The following is a 21,631-nucleotide window of genomic DNA, read 5'->3' as shown; positions in this document are numbered from 1 at the left end:
CGCTCAGAACCGGTCGCTCCGGCCGGCCGCGGTCCAGGGGTCGGTCGGCGCGTCGGCTGGGACGCGCGCCCGGCGGCGGTGGAGCCGATCGATCCGGGCGGCGAGTCCCCAGCGGTCCTCGTCGCGGCCGTCGTCCGCGTCGCTCGCGGCGGCAGCGGCGGCGGCGAGCTCGCCGTCTCGGAGGTGCGCCGCGACCGCGGCGGCGATGGCGGCCGCCTCGTCGTCGCCGGCGTCGTCGGGGATGGACAGGCGGGCGATCGGGGGCGCCGGCTCGGCGGTCGTCGCGTCGTCGGCCGCCGCCGAGTCGGTCGGTCCCTCACCGATCGGCTCGTCGTCGACCGCCATCAGATCGGGATGTTGCCGTGTTTCTTCGCAGGCTGGTCCGTGCTCTTCCCCTTCAGCATCTTCAGGTCCTTGACGAGGCGCGCGCGCGTCTCGGTCGGCTCGATGACGTCGTCGACGAAGCCGCGGTCGGCGGCGGTGTAGGGGTTCGCGAACTCCTCGCGGTACTCGTCGATGAGCTCCTGCCGGCGCGCGTCGGGGTCGTCGGCCTCGGACAGCTCCTCGCGGTAGAGCACGTTGACCGCGCCCTTCGGCCCCATCACCGCGATCTCCGAGGTGGGCCACGCGTAGTTGACGTCGCCGCCGATGTGTTTCGAGGACATCACGCAGTAGGCCCCGCCGTACGCCTTCCGGGTGATGACGGTCAGGAGAGGTACCGTCGCCTCCGAGAAGGCGTACAGCAGCTTCGCGCCGTGGCGGATGATCCCGTTGTGTTCCTGGTCCGTGCCGGGCATGAAGCCGGGCACGTCCTCGAAGGTGAGGATGGGGACGTTGAACGCGTCGCAGAAGCGGACGAACCGCGCGCCCTTCTGGCTCGCCTCGATGTCGAGCGTGCCGGCGTTCACGCGGGGGTTGTTCGCGACGACGCCGATGGAGTGGCCGTCGAGGCGGGCGAAGCCGACGACGATGTTCTTCGCGAAGTTCTCGTGCACCTCGAAGAAGGACCCCTCGTCGGTGACGCTGCCGATCACGTCCTTCATGTCGTACGGCTTCCGGGGCGCGTCGGGGACGATCTCGGCCAGCTCGTCGTCCGCGCGCTCGGGGTCGTCCCACGGCTCGACGCGCGGCGGGTCCTCCACGTTGTTCGCCGGGAGGTACGAGAGCAGCCGCGCGATGTCGTCGAGCGCGTCCTCCTCGCTCTCCTCCGCGAAGTGCGCGACGCCGGAGGTCGACGAGTGGGTGACCGCGCCGCCCAGCTCCTCGAAGCTCACCTCCTCGCCGGTGACCGTCTCGATGACGTCCGGCCCGGTGATGAACATGTGCGAGGTGTCTTTCACCATGAAGGTGAAGTCCGTGATGGCGGGCGAGTACACCGCGCCGCCGGCGCACGGCCCCATGATCGCGGAGATCTGGGGGATCACGCCGGAGGCCTCCGTGTTGCGCCGGAAGATCTCCGCGAAGCCGCCGAGCGAGGCGACGCCCTCCTGGATCCGGGCGCCCGCGGAGTCGTTGAGGCCGACGACGGGCGCGCCCACGTCCATCGCCTTGTCCATCACCTTACACACCTTCTCGGCGAACACCTCGCCGAGCGACCCGCCGAAGACGGTGAAGTCGTGCGCGAACACGAACGTCTTCCGGCCGTTCACCTCCCCGTAGCCCGTCACCACGCCGTCGCCCGGAATCTGCTTCTCCTCCATCCCGAACGTGTGGTTGCGGTGGGTCCGGAACCGGTCGAACTCGTGGAAGGTGCCGTCGTCGAGGAAGTAGTCGATCCGCTCGCGGGCGGTCATCTTCCCCTTGTCGTGTTGCGACTGGATCCGGTCTTCGCCCCCGCCCTTCGCCGCCCGCTCGCGGCGTTCCCGGAGGTCCTCGATACGGTCGTCCATCGTCACGGCGGACCACCCTGCGTCATTACCTCGTGGGTCGGCAAGCGCCGTCAAAAGGGTTCCCCTATCCGACGTTTCGTCGTTCGACGTCCGTCGAATCCGAGCCGCGGAGGCGACGGCGAAACGAGGGAATCGAGGGCGGCCGCGGAGCGGCCCTGTCGGCGTTTCACACGCTGCCCGGCGCTTCGACGGTTTTAACCCTCCGATGAACCACTCTCCGTTGAGACAGGCTTCGCCTGTTTCACTGACCCGTAGGAGCGACCTGCGTACTACGGAGGTGAAAATGGCAGACACAATACAAGAGGCCGTAACCCTCGCACTCGACGATGCGCCCGAGCGGAACTTCCGCGAGACCGTGGACATCGCGATCAACCTGCGAGACCTCGACCTCAACGATCCGTCGAACCGTATCGACGAGTCCGTCGTGCTGCCGGCTGGAACGGGGCAGGAGACACAGATCGTCGTCTTCGCGGAGGGCGAGACCGCCGTCCGCGCAGAGGAGGTCGCTGACGAAGTACTCGACAGCGACGACCTCGAAGAGTTAGGAGACGACGACGACCGCGCAAAGGACCTGGCCGACGACACCGACTTCTTCGTCGCGGAGGCCAACCTGATGCAGGACATCGGTCGGTACCTCGGTACCGTCCTCGGTCCGCGCGGGAAGATGCCTACCCCACTACAGCCGGACGACGACGTCGTCGAGACCGTCAACCGGATGAAGAACACGGTGCAGCTCCGGTCGCGCGACCGGCGCACGTTCCACACCCGCGTCGGCGCCGAGGACATGGGCGCCGACGCGATCTCGGACAACATCGACGTCATCATCCGGCGACTCGAAGCAGATCTCGAGAAGGGCCCGCTCAACATCGACGGGATCTACGTGAAGACCACGATGGGTCCCGCGAAGGAGGTGCCCGTATGAGCTCGGTCCGCAAGACCGAGACGATCCCCGAGTGGAAACGCGAGGAGGTCGCCGAACTCGTCGAGTTCATCGACTCCTACCAGTCCGTCGGGATCGTCGGCGTGGCCGGCATCCCGAGCCGACAGCTCCAGGCCATGCGCCGGGAGCTCCACGGCTCGGCGGCCGTCCGCATGAGCCGCAACACGCTCACGAACCGGGCGCTCGAGGAGGTCGACGACGGCGTCGAGCAGCTGACGGAGTACGTCAGCGGCCAGGTGGCGCTCGTCGGCACCAACGACAACCCGTTCGGCCTCTTCAAGCAGCTCGAAGCCTCGAAGACCCCCGCCCCGATCAACGCGGGCGAGGTGGCCCCCAACGACATCGTGATCCCCGAGGGCGACACCGGCGTCGACCCGGGACCGTTCGTCGGCGAGCTCCAGACCGTGGGCGCGGCCGCCCGCATTCAGGACGGCTCGATCAAGGTCACCGAGGACTCGACCGTGCTGGAGGAGGGCGAGGTCGTCGACGACGACCTCGCGAACGTCCTCGTCGAGCTCGGGATCGAGCCCAAGGAGGTCGGCTTAGACCTGCGGGCCGTCTACTCCGAGGGCGTCCTGTTCGAGCCCGACGAGCTCGAAATCGACGTCGACGAGTACCGCGGGGACATCCGGTCCGCCGCGGCCGCCGCGCGCAACCTCTCCGTCAACGCCGCGTACCCGACGGCCGCCACCGCCGGCGCCCTCCTCGCGAAGGCGTCCGGCCAGGCGAAGTCCGTCGGCCTGTTCGCGGAGATCGAGAGCCCGGACGTCGTGCCCGACCTGATCGGCAAGGCCGACGCCCAGCTGCGCGCGCTCGCGTCGCAGATCGACGACGAGGAGGCGCTCCCCGAGGAGCTCCAGGGCGTCGAGGCCGCGCCGGCGACGGAGCCGGCGGCCGACGACGCCGACGACGAGGAGGAACAGGCGGACGAAGCAACGGAAGACGCCGAGGCGGCCGACGGCGACGCCGACGACGATGACGACGGCGACGACGGCGGCGAAGGACTCGGCGCGATGTTCGGATAACACGAGGTACACACCAATGGAATACGTTTACGCTGCGCTCATCCTGAACGAGACTGGCGAAGAGATCAACGAAGACAACGTCACCGGCGTGCTGGAAGCCGCCGGCGTCGACGTCGAGGAGTCCCGCGTCAAGGCGCTCGTCGCCGCGCTGGAGGACGTCGACATCGAGGAGGCCGTCGAGACGGCCGCCGCGGCCCCCGCCGCCGCCGGCGCCGCGTCGGGCGGCTCCGCCGACGCCGACGCGTCCGCAGACGAGTCGGACGACGACGACGAGGCCGACGAGGCCGACGCCGCCGACGAGGCGGACGACGGCGACGAGGAAGACGAGGGCGACGGCGGCGAGGGCCTCGGCGAGCTCTTCGGCTAACGCCGGACGACCCCCGAGACCCCGACCGCGTCGACCGACTCCCGACCGTCGATTTTTATCGACTCCGCTATCCGGAGTGATAACGCCGTCCGCGATTTTATATACGGATCTCGGAAACGGAGAGCCGATGAAGATCGTCGACGGCGACAAGGCGGAGTGCGATCGGTGCGAGTCGGTGTATCCGCTCGCGGACGTCTCGCTGCTGGAGAAGGAGACCAACCGCGACTACGAGCGGGTGCTGTGCGACGACTGCCTGGGGATCGTCGGCGTTCCGCAGGGGTACAGCCTGCGGCGGGACATCACGCACCTGGCGAACTGAGCGGCGACGGGCGGACCGCCCATCGAAGTCCTTTTTTAGCGGCGACGGAAAGCCGCAGACATGGAAATCGACGCGGAGTTCCGTCGGCAGATCACGGTCTCGCTGGCGGCGGCCGCGGTGTTCATCGTCGGGCTGGTCGCGATCGGGGTCACCTTCGGCGGATCGACCGTGCTCCCGGCGTCGGGAGCGATCGCGCTCGTCGCGCTACTGGCCGGGTTCGTCCTGCTGATGGCCGGCGTCGGCACGTACCTGATGCGCGCGAAAGACGAGTCGTAAGCCCTCCGAGCGGTTTCCCTTCTCTCGCCGTCGTTCGCGTCCGACGCGTCGAGGTCACGCCTCGCTCGTCTCGTCCGCCTCATCGGTCGCCTCCGCCTCATCGGTCGCCTCCGTCTCCCGCCCGGCCCGCCAGTCGGTCACCTCGTCGGCCGCGGCCACCCGTTTCTCGTAGTACGAAAGGGGGTCGGCCGCGACCTGCATGTGGTCGTCCTCGTTGTGGCAGATCCCGTAGTTCGCGAGCGTCTCGCAGGTCGGCGGCGGGTACTGGGTGCCCCGCTCGTCGGTCAGGTACTCGGTCTGGTACCGGATCCCCTCGGCGTCGAGGCTCGTGTCGGTACAGAACGCGACGACCTCGTCGGGCGTCATGCCGATACCGACGAGGAACGCCATCAGCGCGAACGACTCGGCCGCGGAGAGCTCGACGTCGCGCTCGGCCTTCTCGATCAGATTGGTCATACACGGCGGGAACAGCGCCGGCGCGACGACGTCCGGCGGCTCCGTGTACGTCCGCTCGGAGAGCAGCCGGCGGAGGTCCGCGACGCGCGACTCCAGGGCCTCGCCGATCCCCTCGTCGGCCGCCAGTTCGAAGGGGAGCCCCTCGGCGACTCGCTCCGCCACCGCCGCTTCCAGCGCCGCGAGCAGTTCCTCGCGCGAGACGCGAACCGCGCCGTCGGCCAGCGCGCGGTTGACGAGCCGCCACGAGTCCCCCCACTCGGGCGAGGTGAGGCGGAGGTAGGGACCGACGTCGATCCGGTAGTGGGCCGGATCGCGGCCGGTGTTACCCGCGGCTCCGGCGCCGCCTCCCGCGGCTCTGCCCCCGCTTCCCGCGGCGCCGCGGCCGGCTCCGGCCGGAGACGTCAGGTCGGGGCGCACGGCGTCCGCGAGCTCGAACTCGGCGAGCAGGTCGTCCAGCGCGACCGTCGCGGACGACACCGACCGCAGCTCGTCGTCGGTCTCGAGATCGCGGCGGACCCGCTCCATCGCGGTCGCCGCCTCCGCGGCGGCGTACTTCTCGATGGCGGGGTCGGAGTCGAGCAGCGAGACGAGGATCCGCGCGATGGGGTACGAGAGCAGCTCCGCCTGCGTGTCGTACGCCGACTCGCCCGGAAACGCGCCGCTCTCGGAAGCGACGGTTCCCTCGAGCAGGGCGCGCTCGACGCGCTCGCGGGCGCGCTCGACCGCCGGCGCGTCGGCCGCGACGAGCTCGGGCAGCGACACCGCGGCCGCCGCGACGGCCTCGCGGGCGCTCGCGAAGAACGGGTACTTGGCGTCGAGCGCGTCCATATCGCCCCGAGGTAGTGAGGGCCGGCGAATAAGCGGTGCGGTCCGCGATCGCCCGGGTCGCCGCGAGAGGGGAACTACTCGACCGACTCCTCGACGGCCGCGCCGGGGGCGTTCGACTTGACTCTCTCGAGCCCCTGTTTCGCCTTCTGCTTGGACGCGTACCCCTGTCCCCCGTCGGCGATGACGTTGCCGTTGTCGTGGCGGAGCCGCCAGCGGTACCGGTCGGCGTTGTCGCGGAACAGCTCGAAGGTCGCGTCGCTACCCCCCTCGTCGGGCGCCTCCTCGTCGCGCGAGACGTCGACGACGTGCGCGCCGGGCGCGTTCCGCTGGACGCTCGCGATCCCCGACTTCGCGTCGCGCTTGTCGGCGTACCCCTCGCCGCCGTCGGCGATGATGTTGCCGTTGTCGTGCCGGAGCCGCCACCGGAACTGGTCGGCGCTGTCGGCGTACAGCTCGAAGGTGGCCTTGCTCGCGGCCGCGTCCTCGTCGACGGCGGCCGCCTCGTCGGGCCACTCCATCTCGATCTCGAAGTGAACCGTTCCGTCCTCGCGCTCGAGTTCGATCTCGACGTCGCCGGTCGGGGCCGCGTCGACCGTCACCGAGCCGGCCTCGTCGACCGGCACCGGCTCGCCGCGCCTCAGGGCTCGGGCGATCCGCCGGAGGTACGTGGCCAGTCCCTGCCGGGTCCGCGACCGGTTCGACTCGTGGATGGTCTCTTCTGGCATGCGCCAGAAGCATCACAATCGCGAAACAAAAGCGTGTGCCCGAACCGAATCGACCCGCGCGGCGGTGCGGTCATGAGTCATCGCGTTGCCGTCCCGCGACGACTGTCAGTCGTCCCGCGGCCGCTCCGCGATGATCGTCTCGCCCGCGCGGACGCTGTCGCCCTCGGCGACCAGCAGGTCGTCGCGGGTCACGTCCGCGGGCAACACCACGTCGGCGCGGGAGCCGAACGAGACGTGACCGACTCGGTCGCCGCGCTCGACGCGGTCGCCCGCCTCGACCGAGGGGTGGATCCGGCGGGCGAACCAGCCCGCGATGACGAGCAGTTCGTACTCGCCGCAGTCGATCGCGACCTGCTCGTTGCGGTCGGACTCCTTATCGAACGCCGGGCGGTTCGCGCCGGGGCGGTGGCGGACCTCGCGGACTTCGCCCGCGAGCGGCGCGCGGTTGACGTGGACGTCGGTGACGTTCATGAACACGCCGACGCGGAGCCGAGAACCTTCCCCGCGTACCACGGAGACGGTGCCGTCGGCCGGGGAGAGGACCGTCTCCCCGCCCGTCGGGGGATCGCGTTCCGGGTCGCGGTGGAACCAGAGGATCCCGAACGCGAGCGCGACGAGCGCGACGCCGACGGGCGGGAGGACGGGCAGCGCCACCGCGCCCGCGAGCGCCGGGACGAGCGCCAGGTCCCACGCGGCGTCGACCACCGGGAACGGGAGGAGCCGCGAGAGCGGCGGGGTCCGGCTCACGGCGCTACCTCCGCGTCGCGCAGGGCGGGCGAGAGCCGGGTCCGTCCCGCCGCCCACGCCGCGAGCAGGTGGACGAGGTGGGTCGTTTCGTCGAGCCCGTCCGACAGGTCGAGGTCGGCCTCGCCCGCGAGCGCGTGGAGCCGGGCCACGTCGTCGCCGCCGTAGTCGGAGCCGGCGCGGGCGACGCGGAGCGCCTCTCGGAGCAGCTCCTGGCCGTCGTACCCCTCGTCGAGGAGGTCGTCGAGCGTGGAGCGCGCGTCCTTCAGGTCGCCGCTGCGGGCGTCGGCGAGCGCCTCGCGGAGCGCGTCGTCGTCACCGACCTCGCCGAGCGCCTCGTAGGCGGTCGACATGGTTATTTTGTCGCCCTCGACCGCGGTCGCCTGCGCGGAGAGGATCGCCTCGCGGAGGTCGCCGCCGGCCGCGCTGGCGACGAACTCCAGCCCGTCGCCGTCGTAGTCGACGCCCTCCCGGTCGCAGATCGTCTCTAAGACGTCGATCGTCTCGTCGGTCGTCGGCGAGCGGACGCGGACCGGGAAACAGCGCGAGCGGATCGGAGCGATGAGCTTCGACGGCTGGCGGGTCGCGATAACGAACTGGGTGGTGCGGTGGTGCTTCTCCATCACGCGGCGCAGCGCCTGCTGGAAGTCCTCGCGGATCGCCTCCGCGTTGTCCAACAGGACCGTCTTGTACTCGCCGGACATCGGGGCGTACGACGCCGACTCCTTCAGCACGCGGTTTATCATGTCGCGTTTCGCCATGCCGCTTCGCCCTTCGAGGAAGCCCTCGAAGCGGGGGTCGGTCCGGATCTCCTTTTTTGTCCGCCCGAAGAAGTCGGCGACGTTGATCTCGATCAGGTCGGCGTCCGGGTCGGCGTGCGACGCGTCCGCGAGCGCTCGCGCCGCCGCCGTCTTCCCGACCCCCGGCGGCCCCTGAACGATGAGGTTCATCGGCTCGTCGACGGCCCGGCGCAGGCGATCGCGGGCCTCGTCTTGCCGGATCTCGTCGAGATCGGGCGCGTGCGTGTCTATCCACAGCGGTCCCTGCATTACCGTCGGATCGGGGCCGCGCGCTCAAGAATCGGTCGGTCGCGCGCCGAAACGGTGCCGTTCGTCCCGGTCGCGGAGCCGGGAGCGCACCCGAACCGGAACCGCCGGTCGGTTATTTCGTTACGATCGTCCCCGTGCCAATCGTTTAGAAAGGAGCCGCCGAGCACCGACCGAAACGGATTTTAACGGATTCATACGAGCGGAGAGTCCGTCTAGGCCGGGGAAACGCTTCTTGAGTTTTTAATAGTATTTTGAGTAAATGAACATCAATCGTTAAGTACTGGCCAGCCAAACCGGTGAGTACATGTCACGTGACAACGGAGCCGATTCGGAGAACAGACTCACCCGTCGCCACTACGTGGCCGGCGCCGGGAGCCTCGCGACCGTGGGGATCGCCGGCTGTTCCGGCGGCGGTGGCGGCGGCGGTAACGGCAGTAACGGCGGCGGCGGTTCCGGTAACCCGGTCGAAGTGCTTCACGGCTGGACCGGCGGCGACGGGGCGGCGGCGGCCGAGGCGCTCGAGGAGGCGTTCAACGAGGCCCACCCCGACACGGGCCTCGAAATGAACCCCATCGGCGGCGGCGGTAACCAGAACCTCGACGCCGTGGTCGCGAACCGGCTCCAGAGCGACGACCCGCCGGGGTCGTTCGCCAACTGGCCCGGCCCGAACCTCCTCCGCTACGAGGGAGTCCTCGGTAGCGTCGACGACGTCTGGGAGCAGAACAACTTCGAGGAGGTGATGGTCGACGAGGCCATCGACCTCCACCAGCAGAACGGCAGCTACCGCGCCGTGCCGCTCGGCTCCCACCGACTGAACTGCCTGTTCTACAACGTCTCCGTCGTCGAGGACGCCGGGATCGACGTCGACTCGCTGAACAGCCCCTCGGCGCTCATCGACGCGTTCGAGACGGTCGCTAGCGAGACGGACGCGGTTCCCATGACGCACGGGATGTCCGGCACCTGGACGACGACCCAGCTGTGGGGTGCCGTGATGCTCGGTGAGAACGGTTACCAGCCGTACATGGACTTCCTCAACGGCGAGGGCTCCGAGAGCGCCGTTCGCGCCGCGTTCGAGCGGACCGCGGAGATGCTGGAGAACCACATCAGCGAGGACGCGTCCTCGATCGGGCTGACCGAGTCGAACCAGAACATCATCAACGGCAACGCCGCCTTCATCCACCAGGGCAACTGGGCGGCGGGCGCGTTCCGGAACGCCGAGGACTTCGCCTACGAGGACGACTGGGGCTTCAAGACGTTCCCCGGCACGGAGGGCATGTACACGCTCCACTTCGACTCGTTCCTCTACCCGGCGAACAACCCGACGCCCGAGGCCTCGAAGACCTGGGAGGCGTTCGTCGGCAGCCCGGAGGCCCAGATCGCGTTCAACCAGTACAAGGGGTCGATCCCGACCCGGACCGACGTGAGCATGGAGGAGTTCGGTCCGTACCTCCAGGAGACGGCCGAGGACTTCGCGAACGCGGAGTACCGACCGCCGAACCTCCAGCACGGGCTGGGCGTCCCCTCCGAGACGATGACCGCGCTCAACGAGGTCATCTCCTCGGAGTTCACCGGCCCGTACAACGTCGACGCGGCGACGACGGGCTTCCTGGACGCGGTGTCGAACTGAAATCCACGCGATGCTGGATTTTTATCGTCGATTGTACCGGACGATCAGGCCCTCCTCGGGGGACGACGAGGCTAACCCAGACGACGGCGGGGTCCGCGCCGACGGCGGCGTCGTGACCGACGGCCCCGCGGCCGAACCGCCGGCGGAGCCGGACCGTGACGTGACGACCCGTCTCAAGGCGAGCCTGGATCGGCGCTTCGGAAGCGACTTCATGGAGTCGTCCGTCTTCTGGCTCCCGCCGTTCCTGCTGATGGGGCTGTTCGTCTACGGTGCGGTCATCTGGAACCTGCTGATCTCGCTGACCGACTACCAGCGCTTCGAGAACGCGCCGGACTACTCGGATCTCGACTTCGAGATGTACACCCGGGCGCTCGCGGACTCCGGGTTCATCGACGCCGCGGTCAACACGCTCATCCTGCTGATCGCGTTCACCGCGGGGACGCTCATCGTCGGTCTCGTGTTGGCGATCCTGATAGACAGGGGGATCCGGTTCGAGAACACGTTCCGGACGATCTACCTCCTCCCGATGAGCCTCTCGTTCGTGGTGACGGCCCAGTTCTGGCTGTGGATCTACAACTACAACAACGGGATCGCCAACAACCTCATCGGGACGTTCGGACTCGGCCCGATAAGCTGGCTCGGCAACCAGGACATCGTCCTCTACGCGATCATCTTCGCGTTGATGTGGCAGTTCTCGGGGTACGCGATGGTCGTGTACCTCGCCGGGCTCCGCGCGATTCCGACAGAACACTACGAGGCGGCCAAGGTCGACGGCGCGTCGGCCCTGAAGATGTACTGGCGCGTGATCATTCCCCAGCTGAAGGGCGCGACGATCAGCGCCGCCGTCGTGCTGATGGTGTTCGGGATGAAGGCCTTCGACTTCCTCTACTCGCTTGTCGGGGGGTACCGGCCGCCGAACGGCGCCGACATCCTCGCGACGAAGATGGTGCGTGAGGCGTACGCGAACCTCAACTGGGCGTACGGGTCGGCGATCGCCATCGTCCTGTTCGGGATGGCGCTCAGCGTCATCGGCCCCTATCTCGTGTACGAATACCGGAGGAACAACCTATGAGCGACACGGAACCCAGAACCGACGGGGGTACGATGACGACGACAGCGCGACTGCGGCGGACCCTCGACCAGACGACGGTCGAAGACGCCGGGCTGTACGTCGTCCTGATCTTCGCGGCGGCGTTCTACCTCGTTCCCATCGAGTCCGGGCTGGTGACGTCGTTCAAGACCGGCACCGCGATCATCGAGACGGCGCCGTTCGCTCCGCCGGGGGCGTCCGGGCTCACCTTCGAGAAGTGGCAGGCGGCGATCGACGCCCTGTTGCGCGGCATGGGGAACAGCCTGCTGTACGCCGTGCCCGCGACGGTGATCTCGGCGTTCGTCGGGAGCGTCACCGCGTACGGGCTGACGATCCCGACGTGGAAGCAGTCGTACAAGGCGGTGGTGCTCATGCTCATCATCGCCGGGATCTTCATCCCGTATCAGGCCGTGCTGGTGCCGCTGACCCAGTTCTGGTCGCAGTGGGTCCAGCTCACCCAGACGCTGTCGTTCGTCTGGGCGCTCGGCGTCCCGGACGACTACGCCGGCATCATCGAACTGGTGATCACCCACGTCGCCTACGGGATCCCGATCTGTACGCTCCTGTTCCGGACGTACTACAAGACGATGAGCGACGAGATGATCGAGTCGGCCCGCCTGGACGGGGCGACGCTCCGTCGGGTGTACCGGCGGATCGTCCTCCCGCTGTCGGGACCGATGTTCGCCGTCGTCCTGATCTATCAGTTCACCCAGATCTGGAACGACCTCCTCTTCACGCTGGTGCTCGTCTCGACGGAGTCGAGCCCGGCCGCGCCCGTCGTGTTGATCCTCGCCGGGCTCGGGACCTCGCTTGAGGGGCAGGACTTCGCGCTCCGGATGGCCGGGGCGTTCTTCGCGGCGCTGCCGACGCTGGCGGTGTACATCTTCTTCGGCGAGGAGTTCGCCGAGGGGGTGGCGGCGTGAGCCGGACGCGCCCCTCGTCCGGCGACGGCGACCACTGGGGAGCAGACGCGACGCGGCGCGCGACCGACCACTCGACACCGACCACAACACAAAGATATGGCAACGCTTGAACTCGACTCGATAACGAAGACGTTCCAGGACGGCGACGAGGAGATCGTCGCGGTCGACGACGTGTCGCTGTCGATCGACGACGGCGAGTTCCTCGTCGTCGTCGGCCCGTCCGGCTGCGGGAAGTCTACCACGCTCCGGATGGTCGCCGGCCTCGAGACGATCACGTCCGGCACGCTCAGCATCGATAACCGCGTCGTCAACGACGTGAAATCGCAGGACAGAGACATCGCGATGGTGTTTCAGTCGTACGCGCTCTACCCGCATATGAGCGTCCGGCAGAACATGTCGTTCGGACTCGAGGAGTCGACGGACCTCCCCGACGACGAGATCAACCGGATGGTCTCGGAGACCGGCGAGATGCTCGGCATTTCGAACCTACTCGACCGGAAGCCGAGCGACCTCTCGGGCGGCCAACAGCAGCGCGTCGCCCTCGGCCGCGCCATCGTGCGCGACCCCGAGGTGTTCCTGATGGACGAGCCGCTCAGCAACCTCGACGCGAAGCTCCGCGCGGAGATGCGTACCGAGCTCCAGCGGCTCCAGAACGACCTCGGCGTGACGACCGTGTACGTCACCCACGACCAGACCGAGGCGATGACGATGGGCGATCGGATCGCCATCCTCGACGGCGGCGAGCTCCAGCAGGTCGCGACGCCGCTGGAGTGTTACCACGAGCCGACAAACCAGTTCGTCGCGAGCTTCCTCGGCGAGCCGTCGATGAACTTCTTCGACGTGACGCTCGAGGGAGATCGGCTCGTCGGCGAGGTATTCGAGTATTCGATCGACGAGTCGGTTCAGTCGGACCTCGGCGGCGTGACCGACCTCAGGCTCGGGATCCGCCCCGAGGCGGTCGAGCTCGTCGACGAGGGAGGCGAGCACGCGTTCGAGACGACCGTCGACGTCGTCGAGCCGATGGGCGACGAGAACACGGTGTACCTCCACTTCGATCCCGACGCGGACCCGGAGACCGCGGCGACGCTCGTCGCGACCATCGACGGGTTCAACCGCGTTAGCGAGGGCGACACGGTGACCGCGCGGGTCCCGGAGGACGCGATCCACGTCTTCGACCGCGCCACGGGAGAAGCGCTCCACAACCGGTCGATGGAGGACGCGGCCGCGCAGATCGACCTCTGACTCGGCGCGGGTCGTCGCCGCCGTTTCGATGCTCGCGCTCGCTCCGGCGCTCACCAGTACTTCGTCCGACCGACGCCCTCGGCGAGCAGCGCCGCGGCGGCGACGTGGGCGTACGCGGTCCACGCGAGGACGAGGAGCGCGGCGACGCTCCGCTCGGCCGTCGCCGCCAGCGCGGTCCACGCGACGACGACGAGGACGGTCGCGCCGACCCACGCGAGGAAGTACGAACTCGAGGCCGTCCCGCGGATCGCGTCCCGATCGAGGCCGGCACGAAGCCCGTTCCGCACGCTCACCGCGGCCGCGGAGGGGAAGAGGTACGCGCAGACGACCGTGACGAGCAGCGCGACGGTCGCGAGCGTCGCGATCGTCACGCCGCTCAGCGCGCTCGGGACCGTCCCCCGCGCGACGATGTAGCTGACGGCGGCGACGGTGACAGCCGCCGGAGAGAGGTAGACGGCGCCGACGCCGAGCAGGCGCCCGCCGAGCCGAGCCGTCGCGGCCGTCGCGACCGGTCGGAACCCCTCTCCCGCGAGCACGCCGCCGACGAGTCCGAGGAACGCGACGAGGGGACCGACGGCGAGCAGGAGCGGGACCAGCAGCGCCCAGTCGGGCCAGAGCCCCGCCGCCGTCCGGAGCAGCGCGCCGCCGAGCAGCAGCGCCGCGAGACACTTCGCAGTGCCGTCGAGCCGCGTTCGGTCCGCGAACGGGTACCGGAGGGCCTCGACGAACATCAGTCGCCCCCCGACGGAAGCCGTCGAGCGGTCATTCGCGGAGCCGCTCCATCTCGGTTCGAATCCCCTTGCGGACGCGGTCTGTAACGTCGCCGTCGGGCGGATCGGTCACCGTCTCGGCGTCCTCGGTCTCCAGGAGGCGGTCGAGCTTACGCTCGAACTCGCGTTCGTCGATATCGCCGCGCGCGTAGCGCTCTCGGAGGGCGTCGAGCGCGGGGTCGTCGGATGCCGCTCGGGAGCCGTCCGTCCCGTCGTCCGGAAGTGGCTTCGTCAGCGTGTGGAGGACGGGTAGCACGATGAAGAGGCCGAAGAACCACACGAGCGGGAGGAGCCACCAGAGGCCGGTGAGGAGGGGGGCGGCGACGCCGGCGCCGACGACGCAGAGCGCGAACACCCGCCGCCAGCGGTGGCGGAGGTTCCACGCGATCCGGCGGGGAAGTCCGGTCATGGTCGTGGCGACGACTGCGAGCGGGAAAGCGGTTTCGTCGGCGGGCCGGCGGCGGCCCGCGGCGGTCGGGCTCACGACCGGTCGATCACCAGCCTGTCGCCCGGCTCGACGCCGTGGCGCTCGCTCCATCCGCGCGGGACTTCGAGGACGTACCGGCCGGTGCCCTCGTAGCGAGTGAGCGGCCGCGACTCCGGCGCCGCCTCATGGATCGTCGTGACGGTCCCGTTGGCATCGGCGAAGACGATGTCGAGCGGGAACGCCATGTCGCGCATCACGTAGGCGCGCTCCGCGGCGTCGGCGTGGACGAACAACATCCCTTCGCCAGCGTCGAGATCGTCGGTCGCGGAGAGGCCGACGTACCGTTTCACGAACCCGTCCGCGACCCGGGCCTCGACGGTCGCGAGCGTCTCGCCCGTCTCGCCGTCGACGGCCTCGACCGTGGCGGTGTCGTAGCCGGTGATCAGGAGGGTCGGGTTCGCGGCGGCGGCGCCGAGTCCGGCGACGGCGATCAGCGCGAGCGCGGCCGCGACACCGACGAGGCGGCGGTTCACGGTCGGGGTTCGCGTCGCGGAAGGAAATCGTTTTCCGCTCTCGGCGGGTTCAAACGGGTGAGGGCTCGTGGTCTAGCTGGTTATGACGCGGCCTTTACAAGGCTGAGATCGGCGGTTCGAACCCGCCCGAGCCCACTATCGGCGCCGCGAACACATCGTGAGCGGCGCCGTCGTGACTGTCTGAGGGCGCGGTTCGAACCCTGAAAGACGCAGCGTCGAGCGAAGCGAGACGACCGTCTTTCTTCGGTTCGAACCCGCCCGAGCCCATTTCTGGGACGAACGAAGTGAGTCACAGAAATGTCTGCGAGGGCGGTCGAACCCTATCGGTCGCGCGCAGCGACGAAGGAGCGAGCACGTCCGATTTCGGTTCGAACCCGCCCGAGCCCACTGTCGGCGCCGCGAACAACTCGTGAGCGGCGCCGCTGTGAATGTTTGAGGCGGGTTCGAAGCAGGGAACGAAGCGAGCGAAGCGAGCGGAGTGAGTGAGGTTCGAACCCGCCCGAGCCCACTTCGCCGTCGCGAGCAACCCCGTGAGGCGGTCCGTTACAGGTCGTCCGCGTCGAACTTCAGCAGCCCGGCGAGCGGCGGCGCGAGCGTCCAGAACACTAACATCGCAGCGGCCGAGAGCTGCTGGTTCGCGGAGTTACCGCTGAACAGCTGCTCGCCGAGGAACGCGGTCGACAGCACCTCGACCGCGGTCGTCGGGTTCGAGACCCGGAGGAACACCCGGAGCTGCGCCGCCGACAGCGGAAGTGCGTCGACGACGGGACCGGCGGCCCCGACCAGCCGGCCGGTGATAGCGCCCCACAGCAGGACGAAGAGGACGTATATCGCGACGGCCCCGATGAGCGCCCGGCGCTGGATCGCGGACGCGGCCGAACAGCCGACAGCGATGGCGACGAACGCGACGCCGAGCGCGGCCGCGAATACGGTGTAGCCGAGGAACGCGCCGGCGTTGAACACGACCGGGGCGACGATCAACACCAGCGCGGGCAGCAGGAACCCGGCGAACACCGCGAGCGCGAGCGCCGCGCCGCGGCCGGCGACCTTCCCCAGGACCACGTCGGCCCGCGAGTGCGGGAGCGATAAGAGCAGCTTCAGCGATCCGGACTCGCGCTCGCCGCTGACAGCGTCGTAGCCGACGACGACCCCGACGAGCGGGACGAGCGTCGTGACGAGGAAGGGGCCGATGAAGACGCTCAACAGCAGTTCGGTCGCGAATTGCTCGCTCCCGCCCGTGGGCCGTACGGCGAACGCGAACGCCGAGACGAGCAGCGAGAACAGCGCCACGAGGACGAGCATCCCGCGCGACCGGACCGTCTCCTGGAAGTCCTTCCGAGCGACGGCCGTGAGGCTCATCGGTCCACCCCCTCGGTCGCGTCCGAATCATCGTGCGGCGGACCGGCGTCGTCGGCCGCGTCCGGCTCGTCGTGCGCCGGATCGGGTTCCGTCGAGGCAGAATCGGAATCGGCGGCGTCGGCGTCGCGCTCCGCCGCGTCCCCCTCCGTGTACGCCAGGAAGAGGTCCTCGAGCGAGGCCTCGCGGGTGTGGAAGTCGTCGACCGCGACGCCGGCGTCCTCCAGGGCGGCGATGACGTCGGTCTTGGCGTCGCTCGCGCAGTTCACCACCAGTTCGTCGCCGTCGCGGGAGACGCCGGAGACGCCGGCGAGCGCGCGGACCGCCGCCACCGCGTCGTCGTCGGCACCCGCGGCCGCGACCTCTAAGGTCTCCTCGCCGCCGACGGCCTCGCGGAGGCCTTCAACGGAGTCCTCGGCGACGAGTTCGCCGTCGCGGAGGATGCCGACGCGGTCGCAGACGGCGTCGACCTGTTCGAGGATGTGCGAGGAGAAGAAGACGGTGGCGCCGCGGTCGGCCTCCGCGCGGACGATCTCGCGCATCTCCTTGGCGCCGGCCGGGTCGAGGCCGGAGGAGGGCTCGTCGAGGATCAGCAGGTCGGGGTCGCCGACGAGCGCCATCGCCAGCGCGAGTCGCTGGCGCATCCCCTTCGAGTACTCGCCGGCGGCGCGGTCCGCGGCGCCGGCGAGGCCGACGCGGTCGAGCAGGGCGTCCGGGTCGTCGTCGGCCGCTTTCGACTCGACGGCGAACTCGACGTGTTTCCGCCCGGAGAGCCGGTCGTACACCGAGAAGCCGTCAGGTAGCACGCCGGTCCGCCGTCGGATATCGACCCCGTCGGTCGCGACGTCGGCGCCGAGGACGCGGACCGCCCCGGCGGTCGGGCGGACGAGATCGAGGAGCACGTCGATCGTCGTCGACTTGCCCGCACCGTTCGGGCCGAGGAACCCGTACACCTCGCCGTCTTCGACGGTGAGATCGAGGTCGCGAACGGCCGTGACGTCGGCGAACTCCTTGGTCACGCCCCGCAGTTCGATAGCGGTCATACCACTCGGTTCCGGCGTCACCTGATAAAGGATTGCGGGTCGGAGCGAGCGTCGCCCGCGCGTCGCGGCGCTACTCGCCCCCCTCCGGCGGCCACGCCACGCCGCGCTCCGCGAGCAGGTCGGCGAGCCCGTCCTCGTCGACGACCGGCACGTCCTCGGCGGCCGCGTCGTCGCGCTTCGATCGCCCTGGGTCCTCGCCGGCGACGAGGTAGTCGGTGTTCCCGGAGACGCTCGACGTGGCGTTCGCGCCGTGCGCCTCGACGTGGGCCTGCGCGTCGCCGCGGGTCACCGACAGCGATCCGGTGAACACGAAGGTGAGGCCGTCGAGCGCGTCGGTCGGTCCGTCGGGCGCGTCGGTCTCGAACGGCTCGGGGTCGACGCCGCGCTCGCGGAGCCCCTCGATGGCGGCGCGATTCTCCTCGGTGTCGAGGAACGTCCGGATCGATTCCGCCACCTCGGGGCCCACGTCGTCGACCTCGCGGAGGGCCGCCTCGTCGGCGTCGAGGAGGGCGTCGAGCGTCCCGAAGTGCGCGGCGAGCGCCCGGGCGGTCGTCGCGCCCACGTCGGGGATCCCCAGCCCGGCGAGGAAGTCGTCGAGCGACGGGTTCCGGGTCGCGTCGAGCTCCGCGACCAGGTTCTCGGCGCTCGTCTCGCCCCACCCATCCAGCGCGGCGAGGTCGTCGACGGTCAGGTCGTACAGGTCCGGCAGCGACTCGACGAGGCCGGCCTCGCGGAGCTGTTCGACCCGCTCCGGGCCGAGCCCCTCGACGTCGAGCGCGTCGCGGCGCGCCCAGTGTTCGACCGCGCGCTCTAACTGCGCGGAACAGCCGAGCCCCCCGGTACAGAACGCGAGCGGGCCGTCGCGCTCGATCTCGGCGCCGCAGACGGGACAGGCGTCGGGGAACTGGTAGGCTCCCTCGCTGCGCTTCTCGACGACCTCCGGGACGTACGGGATCACGTCGCCCGCGCGGTAGATCCGGACGCGGTCACCGACGTTGACGCCGAGCGCCTCGATCTCGGCGGGGTTGTGGAGCGTCGCCCGCGAGACGGTGACGCCGCCGACGTCGACGGGATCGAGCTCCGCGACGGGCGTGAGCCGCCCGGTGCGGCCGACCTGGACCGTGACCCCCTCGACGGTCGTCGTCGCGGTCCGCGGGGGGAACTTGTGGGCGAACGCCCAGCGCGGGGCGCGCGACGTGGCGCCGAGCGCCTCGCGGTGCGCGAGGGCGTCGACCTTGATCACGACGCCGTCGACCGCGTAGTTCAGGTCGTCGCGGGCGGTCAGTATCTCGTCGCGGTACTCGATCGCGGCCTCGACGTCGTCGACGGTCTTCACCCGGTCGTTCCGGCGGAGCCCGAGCGACTCGAACGCGTCGAGCGCGTCGCGGTGGCGCGGGGGGCGCTCCGGGCCCCCGTCGCCGGCCTCCCACGCGAGCACGTCGAAGAAGAAGACGTCGAGGGGGCGCTCGGCGACGACCGACGGGTCCAGTTGGCGGAGCGTGCCGGCCGCGGCGTTGCGCGGGTTCGCGAACGGCTCCTCGCCCCGCTCGATCAGCTCGTCGTTGTACGCCTCGAAGGCGTCTCTGGGCATGTAAGCCTCCCCGCGAACGGCGAGGCGCTCGGGGTGGTCGTCGCCGCGCAGGCGGCCGGGCACCGAGCCGATCGTCCGGACCTGCTCGGTGACGTCGTCGCCCTCGCGGCCGTCGCCGCGGGTGGCCGCGCGGACGTACGCGCCGTCCTCGTATATCACCTCGATCGAGAGGCCGTCGAACTTCGGCTCGCAGACGTACGCGAGGTCGTCGGGGTCGAACCCGGGGAGGTCGCCGGACCGGGCCGCGTCGGCCAGCCCCTCGCGGACGCGCTCGTCGAACTCGCGGACCGCCGCGGCGTCGGTGTCGTTGTCGATCGAGCGCATCGGCGCGACGTGTTCGACCGTCTCCAGCGCGTCGACGGGCTCGCCGCCGACCTGCCGCGTCGGGGAGTTCTCGGTCGGCAGGTCGAACGCGTCTTCGAGGTCCCGAAGCCGGGCGAACAGCCGGTCGTACGCCTCGTCGGAGATGAGGGGATCGGCCTCGACGTAGTACCGGTGGTCGTGCTCGCGGACGGCCGCCCGGAGCAGTTCGGCCTGCTCGGCGGCCTCGGTCTCTGCGAGGTCGTCGACCGGGTCGAAGTCGGTCGGCGGGTCCTCGATGTACGGGTTCTCGTCCGGGTCCGCGTGCCGGGCCGACGACCCGGATTGCGCGCTCGTCATCGACCGACCCTTGCGTCGGCTCGGGTTAAAAGCGACCGTTCGACCCGCTTCGCGGTCGGGTGCGCAGATCGGCGGCCGCGGCGAGATGGTTTATAACTGAACGCGTAGTTCGGTCGGCGCGCCGGTGAGCGGCCGCCACCGGCGGCCGCGAACAGCGAGGGACCGAAGGTCCCTCTGGCAGCCGGACGTAGTCCGGCGACCGTCCCCGAGGGACGCGGTGAGCGCTCGCAGAGCGCGAACCGCGAGGCTGGGGAGGCGTGAGGCGCTGTGCGGTCGCGGTCGGGTGGGACCCAAAGGGGCAGTCGCGAGGCCAACGCAGGCGACGTAAGCACCGCGGGAACGAACGAAGTGAGTGACAAGGAGCGCAGCGAGCGTGCGTCGGCCTCGCGACCGGGGCTTTGGCGGTATCCGCCGTCAGTTCGGTGACAACGATTCGGAACCGAACGGCCGAGGCCCTGGGGACGTTCACCGCAGAATCGTCGTTCGGTTACAGACAGCTGACTGCGAAGCCACTCGGCTGCTTATAGGAGCCGCGATGGGTCGGATTAGCCTATTCGAGGCGCTCGCCGCGCGCGAACACCGCGTCGGGCTCCCGCCACGCCTCGACGTCTTCGTTCGGGTCGGCGTCGAGAAGGACCAGATCCGCCGCGTACCCCTCCTCGACGCGCCCCACGTCGTCGAGTCCGAGCAGGTCGGCGGCGTTGACGGTGGCGGCCTCCAGCGCCCGCTCCGGCGAGAGCCCGTACTCGACCATGTGCGCCATCTCCCCGGGGATCTCCTCGAAGAAGTTGAACGGGGTGCCCGCGTCGGTGCCCATCGCGATCGGGACGCCGGCCTCCAGCGCGTGGTCCCACGCGTCGTCGAAGCGGTCCGCGGCGTCCTCGGCCTTCGCGACGGCGTCCTCGGGGATGCCGGCCTCGACGCCGTTGTCGACGATGCCGCGGAGCGCGCTTGCGGTCGGCACCCAGTAGGTGCCGCGCTCGGCCATCATCTCGGCGGCCTCGCGGTCCATGAACGTCCCGTGTTCGACGCTGGAGATACCGGCCTCGACGGCGTTCTTGATTCCTTCCTCGCCGTGGGCGTGAGCCGCGGTGGGCGTGTCGGTCGGGGCGGCCGCGTCGGTGAACGCGGCCAGCTCCTCGGGATTGAGCTCGGGGGCGCCCGTCACCGCGCCCTCGGTGAGGACGCCGCCGGTGGCCATACACTTGAGCACGTCCGCGCCCGCCTTCAGCTGCTCGCGCGCCGCCTTCCGCACCTCCGCGGGGCCGTCGGCCTCGCGGCCGAACCAGTTGCCGTGGCCGCCGGTCATGATCACGTTGCGGCCGCAGGCGAGCACTCGCGGGCCGTCGATGTCGCCGGCGGCGACCGCCTCGCCCGCGTCGAGCGCGAGCGTCCCCCGGCTCCCGAGGTCGCGGATGGTCGTGACGCCGGCCGAGACGGCCGATTCGAGGTTGCTCGCGGCCCGATAGCTCGCGGTGTAGTCGCTGTCGGATACCGCGGTCGAGACGTCCGGCCGTCCGTCCATCATCACGTGGACGTGCGCGTCGATCAGCCCGGGGGCGACGACCTGCCCGTCGGCGTCGACCTCGGTCGGCTCCCCATCGTCGCCGAGGGCCGCCAGCGCGTCGTCGACCGCCCCCGGCTCGCCGACCGCGACGACCTCGCCGTCCGCGACCGCCACGTCGGCCTCGCGGGTCCCCGCGGCGTCCGCCACGCGACCGCCTCGCAGTACGTACATACGACTATGAGGG

22 protein-coding genes and 1 tRNA gene are annotated in these 21,631 nt (G+C 69.9%); 10 read left to right on the top strand and 13 right to left on the bottom strand.

What is annotated here, in order from left to right:
• Nucleotides 1-3: 3 nt before the first annotated feature.
• Nucleotides 4-345: a hypothetical protein gene (locus BM286_RS01395; protein WP_241988364.1), complete on the bottom strand. Its 342-nt coding sequence runs from the start codon at nt 343-345 to the stop codon at nt 4-6.
• Nucleotides 345-1,889, bottom strand: coding sequence for an acyl-CoA carboxylase subunit beta (locus tag BM286_RS01390; protein ID WP_092919697.1), 1,545 nt, complete (start codon nt 1,887-1,889; stop codon nt 345-347). Before BM286_RS01390 ends, BM286_RS01395 begins: the two co-directional genes overlap by 1 nt.
• Before the next feature lie 283 nt (nt 1,890-2,172).
• Here BM286_RS01390 and BM286_RS01385 point away from each other — a divergent pair, with 283 nt between their 5' ends.
• The 5 genes from BM286_RS01385 (at nt 2,173) to BM286_RS01365 (ending at nt 4,816) form a co-directional block, all read left to right on the top strand.
• On the top strand, nt 2,173-2,811 hold the full coding sequence (locus tag BM286_RS01385) for a 50S ribosomal protein L1 (RefSeq protein WP_092919695.1): 639 nt from the start codon (nt 2,173-2,175) through the stop codon (nt 2,809-2,811).
• The gene (locus BM286_RS01380) at nt 2,808-3,854 is read left to right on the top strand and encodes a 50S ribosomal protein L10 (protein WP_092919693.1); all 1,047 of its coding nucleotides are present in this window, start codon (nt 2,808-2,810) and stop codon (nt 3,852-3,854) included. The genes BM286_RS01385 and BM286_RS01380 overlap by 4 nt, the downstream gene beginning before the upstream one ends.
• A 16-nt stretch (nt 3,855-3,870) precedes the next feature.
• Nucleotides 3,871-4,221: a 50S ribosomal protein P1 gene (rpl12p, locus tag BM286_RS01375; RefSeq protein WP_092919691.1), complete on the top strand. Its 351-nt coding sequence runs from the start codon at nt 3,871-3,873 to the stop codon at nt 4,219-4,221.
• Nucleotides 4,222-4,348: 127 nt separating this feature from the next.
• Nucleotides 4,349-4,540, top strand: coding sequence for a hypothetical protein (locus BM286_RS01370; RefSeq protein WP_092919689.1), 192 nt, complete (start codon nt 4,349-4,351; stop codon nt 4,538-4,540).
• Between the two features lie 60 nt (nt 4,541-4,600).
• Nucleotides 4,601-4,816 carry a DUF7472 family protein gene (locus tag BM286_RS01365; RefSeq protein ID WP_092919687.1) on the top strand — a complete coding sequence of 72 codons (216 nt, stop codon included), beginning with the start codon at nt 4,601-4,603 and terminating at the stop codon, nt 4,814-4,816.
• Between the two features lie 54 nt (nt 4,817-4,870).
• Here the strand turns inward: BM286_RS01365 and BM286_RS01360 are convergent, their stop codons facing one another.
• From BM286_RS01360 to BM286_RS01345, 4 genes are all read right to left on the bottom strand, one after another.
• Nucleotides 4,871-6,100, bottom strand: coding sequence for a DNA primase (locus tag BM286_RS01360; protein WP_092919685.1), 1,230 nt, complete (start codon nt 6,098-6,100; stop codon nt 4,871-4,873).
• Nucleotides 6,101-6,174: 74 nt separating this feature from the next.
• On the bottom strand, nt 6,175-6,825 hold the full coding sequence (locus tag BM286_RS01355; protein ID WP_092919683.1) for an HVO_2922 family protein: 651 nt from the start codon (nt 6,823-6,825) through the stop codon (nt 6,175-6,177).
• Nucleotides 6,826-6,930: 105 nt separating this feature from the next.
• Nucleotides 6,931-7,572, bottom strand: a complete 642-nt coding sequence (locus BM286_RS01350; protein ID WP_092919681.1) for a protein sorting system archaetidylserine decarboxylase — start codon at nt 7,570-7,572, stop codon at nt 6,931-6,933.
• The gene (locus BM286_RS01345) at nt 7,569-8,618 is read right to left on the bottom strand and encodes an AAA family ATPase (protein ID WP_092919679.1); all 1,050 of its coding nucleotides are present in this window, start codon (nt 8,616-8,618) and stop codon (nt 7,569-7,571) included. The genes BM286_RS01350 and BM286_RS01345 overlap by 4 nt, the downstream gene beginning before the upstream one ends.
• Before the next feature lie 469 nt (nt 8,619-9,087).
• Between BM286_RS01345 and BM286_RS01340 the strand changes: the two genes are divergently transcribed.
• The 4 genes from BM286_RS01340 (at nt 9,088) to BM286_RS01325 (ending at nt 13,500) form a co-directional block, all read left to right on the top strand.
• Entirely contained in the window at nt 9,088-10,245 is a 1,158-nt protein-coding gene (locus tag BM286_RS01340) for an ABC transporter substrate-binding protein (protein ID WP_174548991.1), read from the top strand.
• Between the two features lie 31 nt (nt 10,246-10,276).
• Nucleotides 10,277-11,317, top strand: a complete 1,041-nt coding sequence (locus BM286_RS01335) for a carbohydrate ABC transporter permease (protein WP_092919674.1) — start codon at nt 10,277-10,279, stop codon at nt 11,315-11,317.
• Nucleotides 11,314-12,258 (top strand): carbohydrate ABC transporter permease, encoded by a 945-nt coding sequence (locus BM286_RS01330; protein ID WP_092919672.1) that lies wholly within the window; start codon nt 11,314-11,316, stop codon nt 12,256-12,258. The genes BM286_RS01335 and BM286_RS01330 overlap by 4 nt, the downstream gene beginning before the upstream one ends.
• A gap of 96 nt (nt 12,259-12,354) precedes the next feature.
• Nucleotides 12,355-13,500: an ABC transporter ATP-binding protein gene (locus BM286_RS01325; protein ID WP_092919670.1), complete on the top strand. Its 1,146-nt coding sequence runs from the start codon at nt 12,355-12,357 to the stop codon at nt 13,498-13,500.
• 50 nt (nt 13,501-13,550) lie between these two features.
• On the opposite strand, the gene BM286_RS01320 is transcribed toward BM286_RS01325, so the two are convergent.
• The 3 genes from BM286_RS01320 to BM286_RS01310 form a co-directional block, all read right to left on the bottom strand.
• Entirely contained in the window at nt 13,551-14,231 is a 681-nt protein-coding gene (locus BM286_RS01320) for a DUF4013 domain-containing protein (RefSeq protein WP_092919668.1), read from the bottom strand.
• 31 nt (nt 14,232-14,262) lie between these two features.
• Nucleotides 14,263-14,679, bottom strand: a complete 417-nt coding sequence (locus BM286_RS01315) for an SHOCT domain-containing protein (RefSeq protein ID WP_092919666.1) — start codon at nt 14,677-14,679, stop codon at nt 14,263-14,265.
• A gap of 71 nt (nt 14,680-14,750) precedes the next feature.
• Complete coding sequence (locus BM286_RS01310; RefSeq protein ID WP_092919664.1) at nt 14,751-15,230, bottom strand: DUF192 domain-containing protein; 480 nt, start codon at nt 15,228-15,230, stop codon at nt 14,751-14,753.
• Between the two features lie 61 nt (nt 15,231-15,291).
• Here BM286_RS01310 and BM286_RS01305 point away from each other — a divergent pair.
• A tRNA-Val gene (locus BM286_RS01305) sits at nt 15,292-15,365 on the top strand.
• A 408-nt stretch (nt 15,366-15,773) separates the two neighbouring features.
• On the opposite strand, the gene BM286_RS01300 is transcribed toward BM286_RS01305, so the two are convergent.
• From BM286_RS01300 to BM286_RS01285, 4 genes are all read right to left on the bottom strand, one after another.
• Complete coding sequence (locus BM286_RS01300; RefSeq protein ID WP_092919662.1) at nt 15,774-16,589, bottom strand: ABC transporter permease; 816 nt, start codon at nt 16,587-16,589, stop codon at nt 15,774-15,776.
• Entirely contained in the window at nt 16,586-17,629 is a 1,044-nt protein-coding gene (locus BM286_RS01295; protein ID WP_092919661.1) for an ABC transporter ATP-binding protein, read from the bottom strand. Before BM286_RS01295 ends, BM286_RS01300 begins: the two co-directional genes overlap by 4 nt.
• Before the next feature lie 70 nt (nt 17,630-17,699).
• Complete coding sequence (ligA, locus tag BM286_RS01290; protein WP_092919659.1) at nt 17,700-19,880, bottom strand: NAD-dependent DNA ligase LigA; 2,181 nt, start codon at nt 19,878-19,880, stop codon at nt 17,700-17,702.
• A 550-nt stretch (nt 19,881-20,430) separates the two neighbouring features.
• Nucleotides 20,431-21,618: a metal-dependent hydrolase family protein gene (locus tag BM286_RS01285; protein ID WP_174548975.1), complete on the bottom strand. Its 1,188-nt coding sequence runs from the start codon at nt 21,616-21,618 to the stop codon at nt 20,431-20,433.
• Between the last annotated feature and the right edge of the window lie 13 nt (nt 21,619-21,631).

This window comes from Halorubrum sodomense (genome assembly GCF_900111935.1).
GTDB lineage: Archaea > Halobacteriota > Halobacteria > Halobacteriales > Haloferacaceae > Halorubrum > Halorubrum sodomense.
This window is presented reverse-complemented; position numbering and strand designations above follow the sequence as displayed.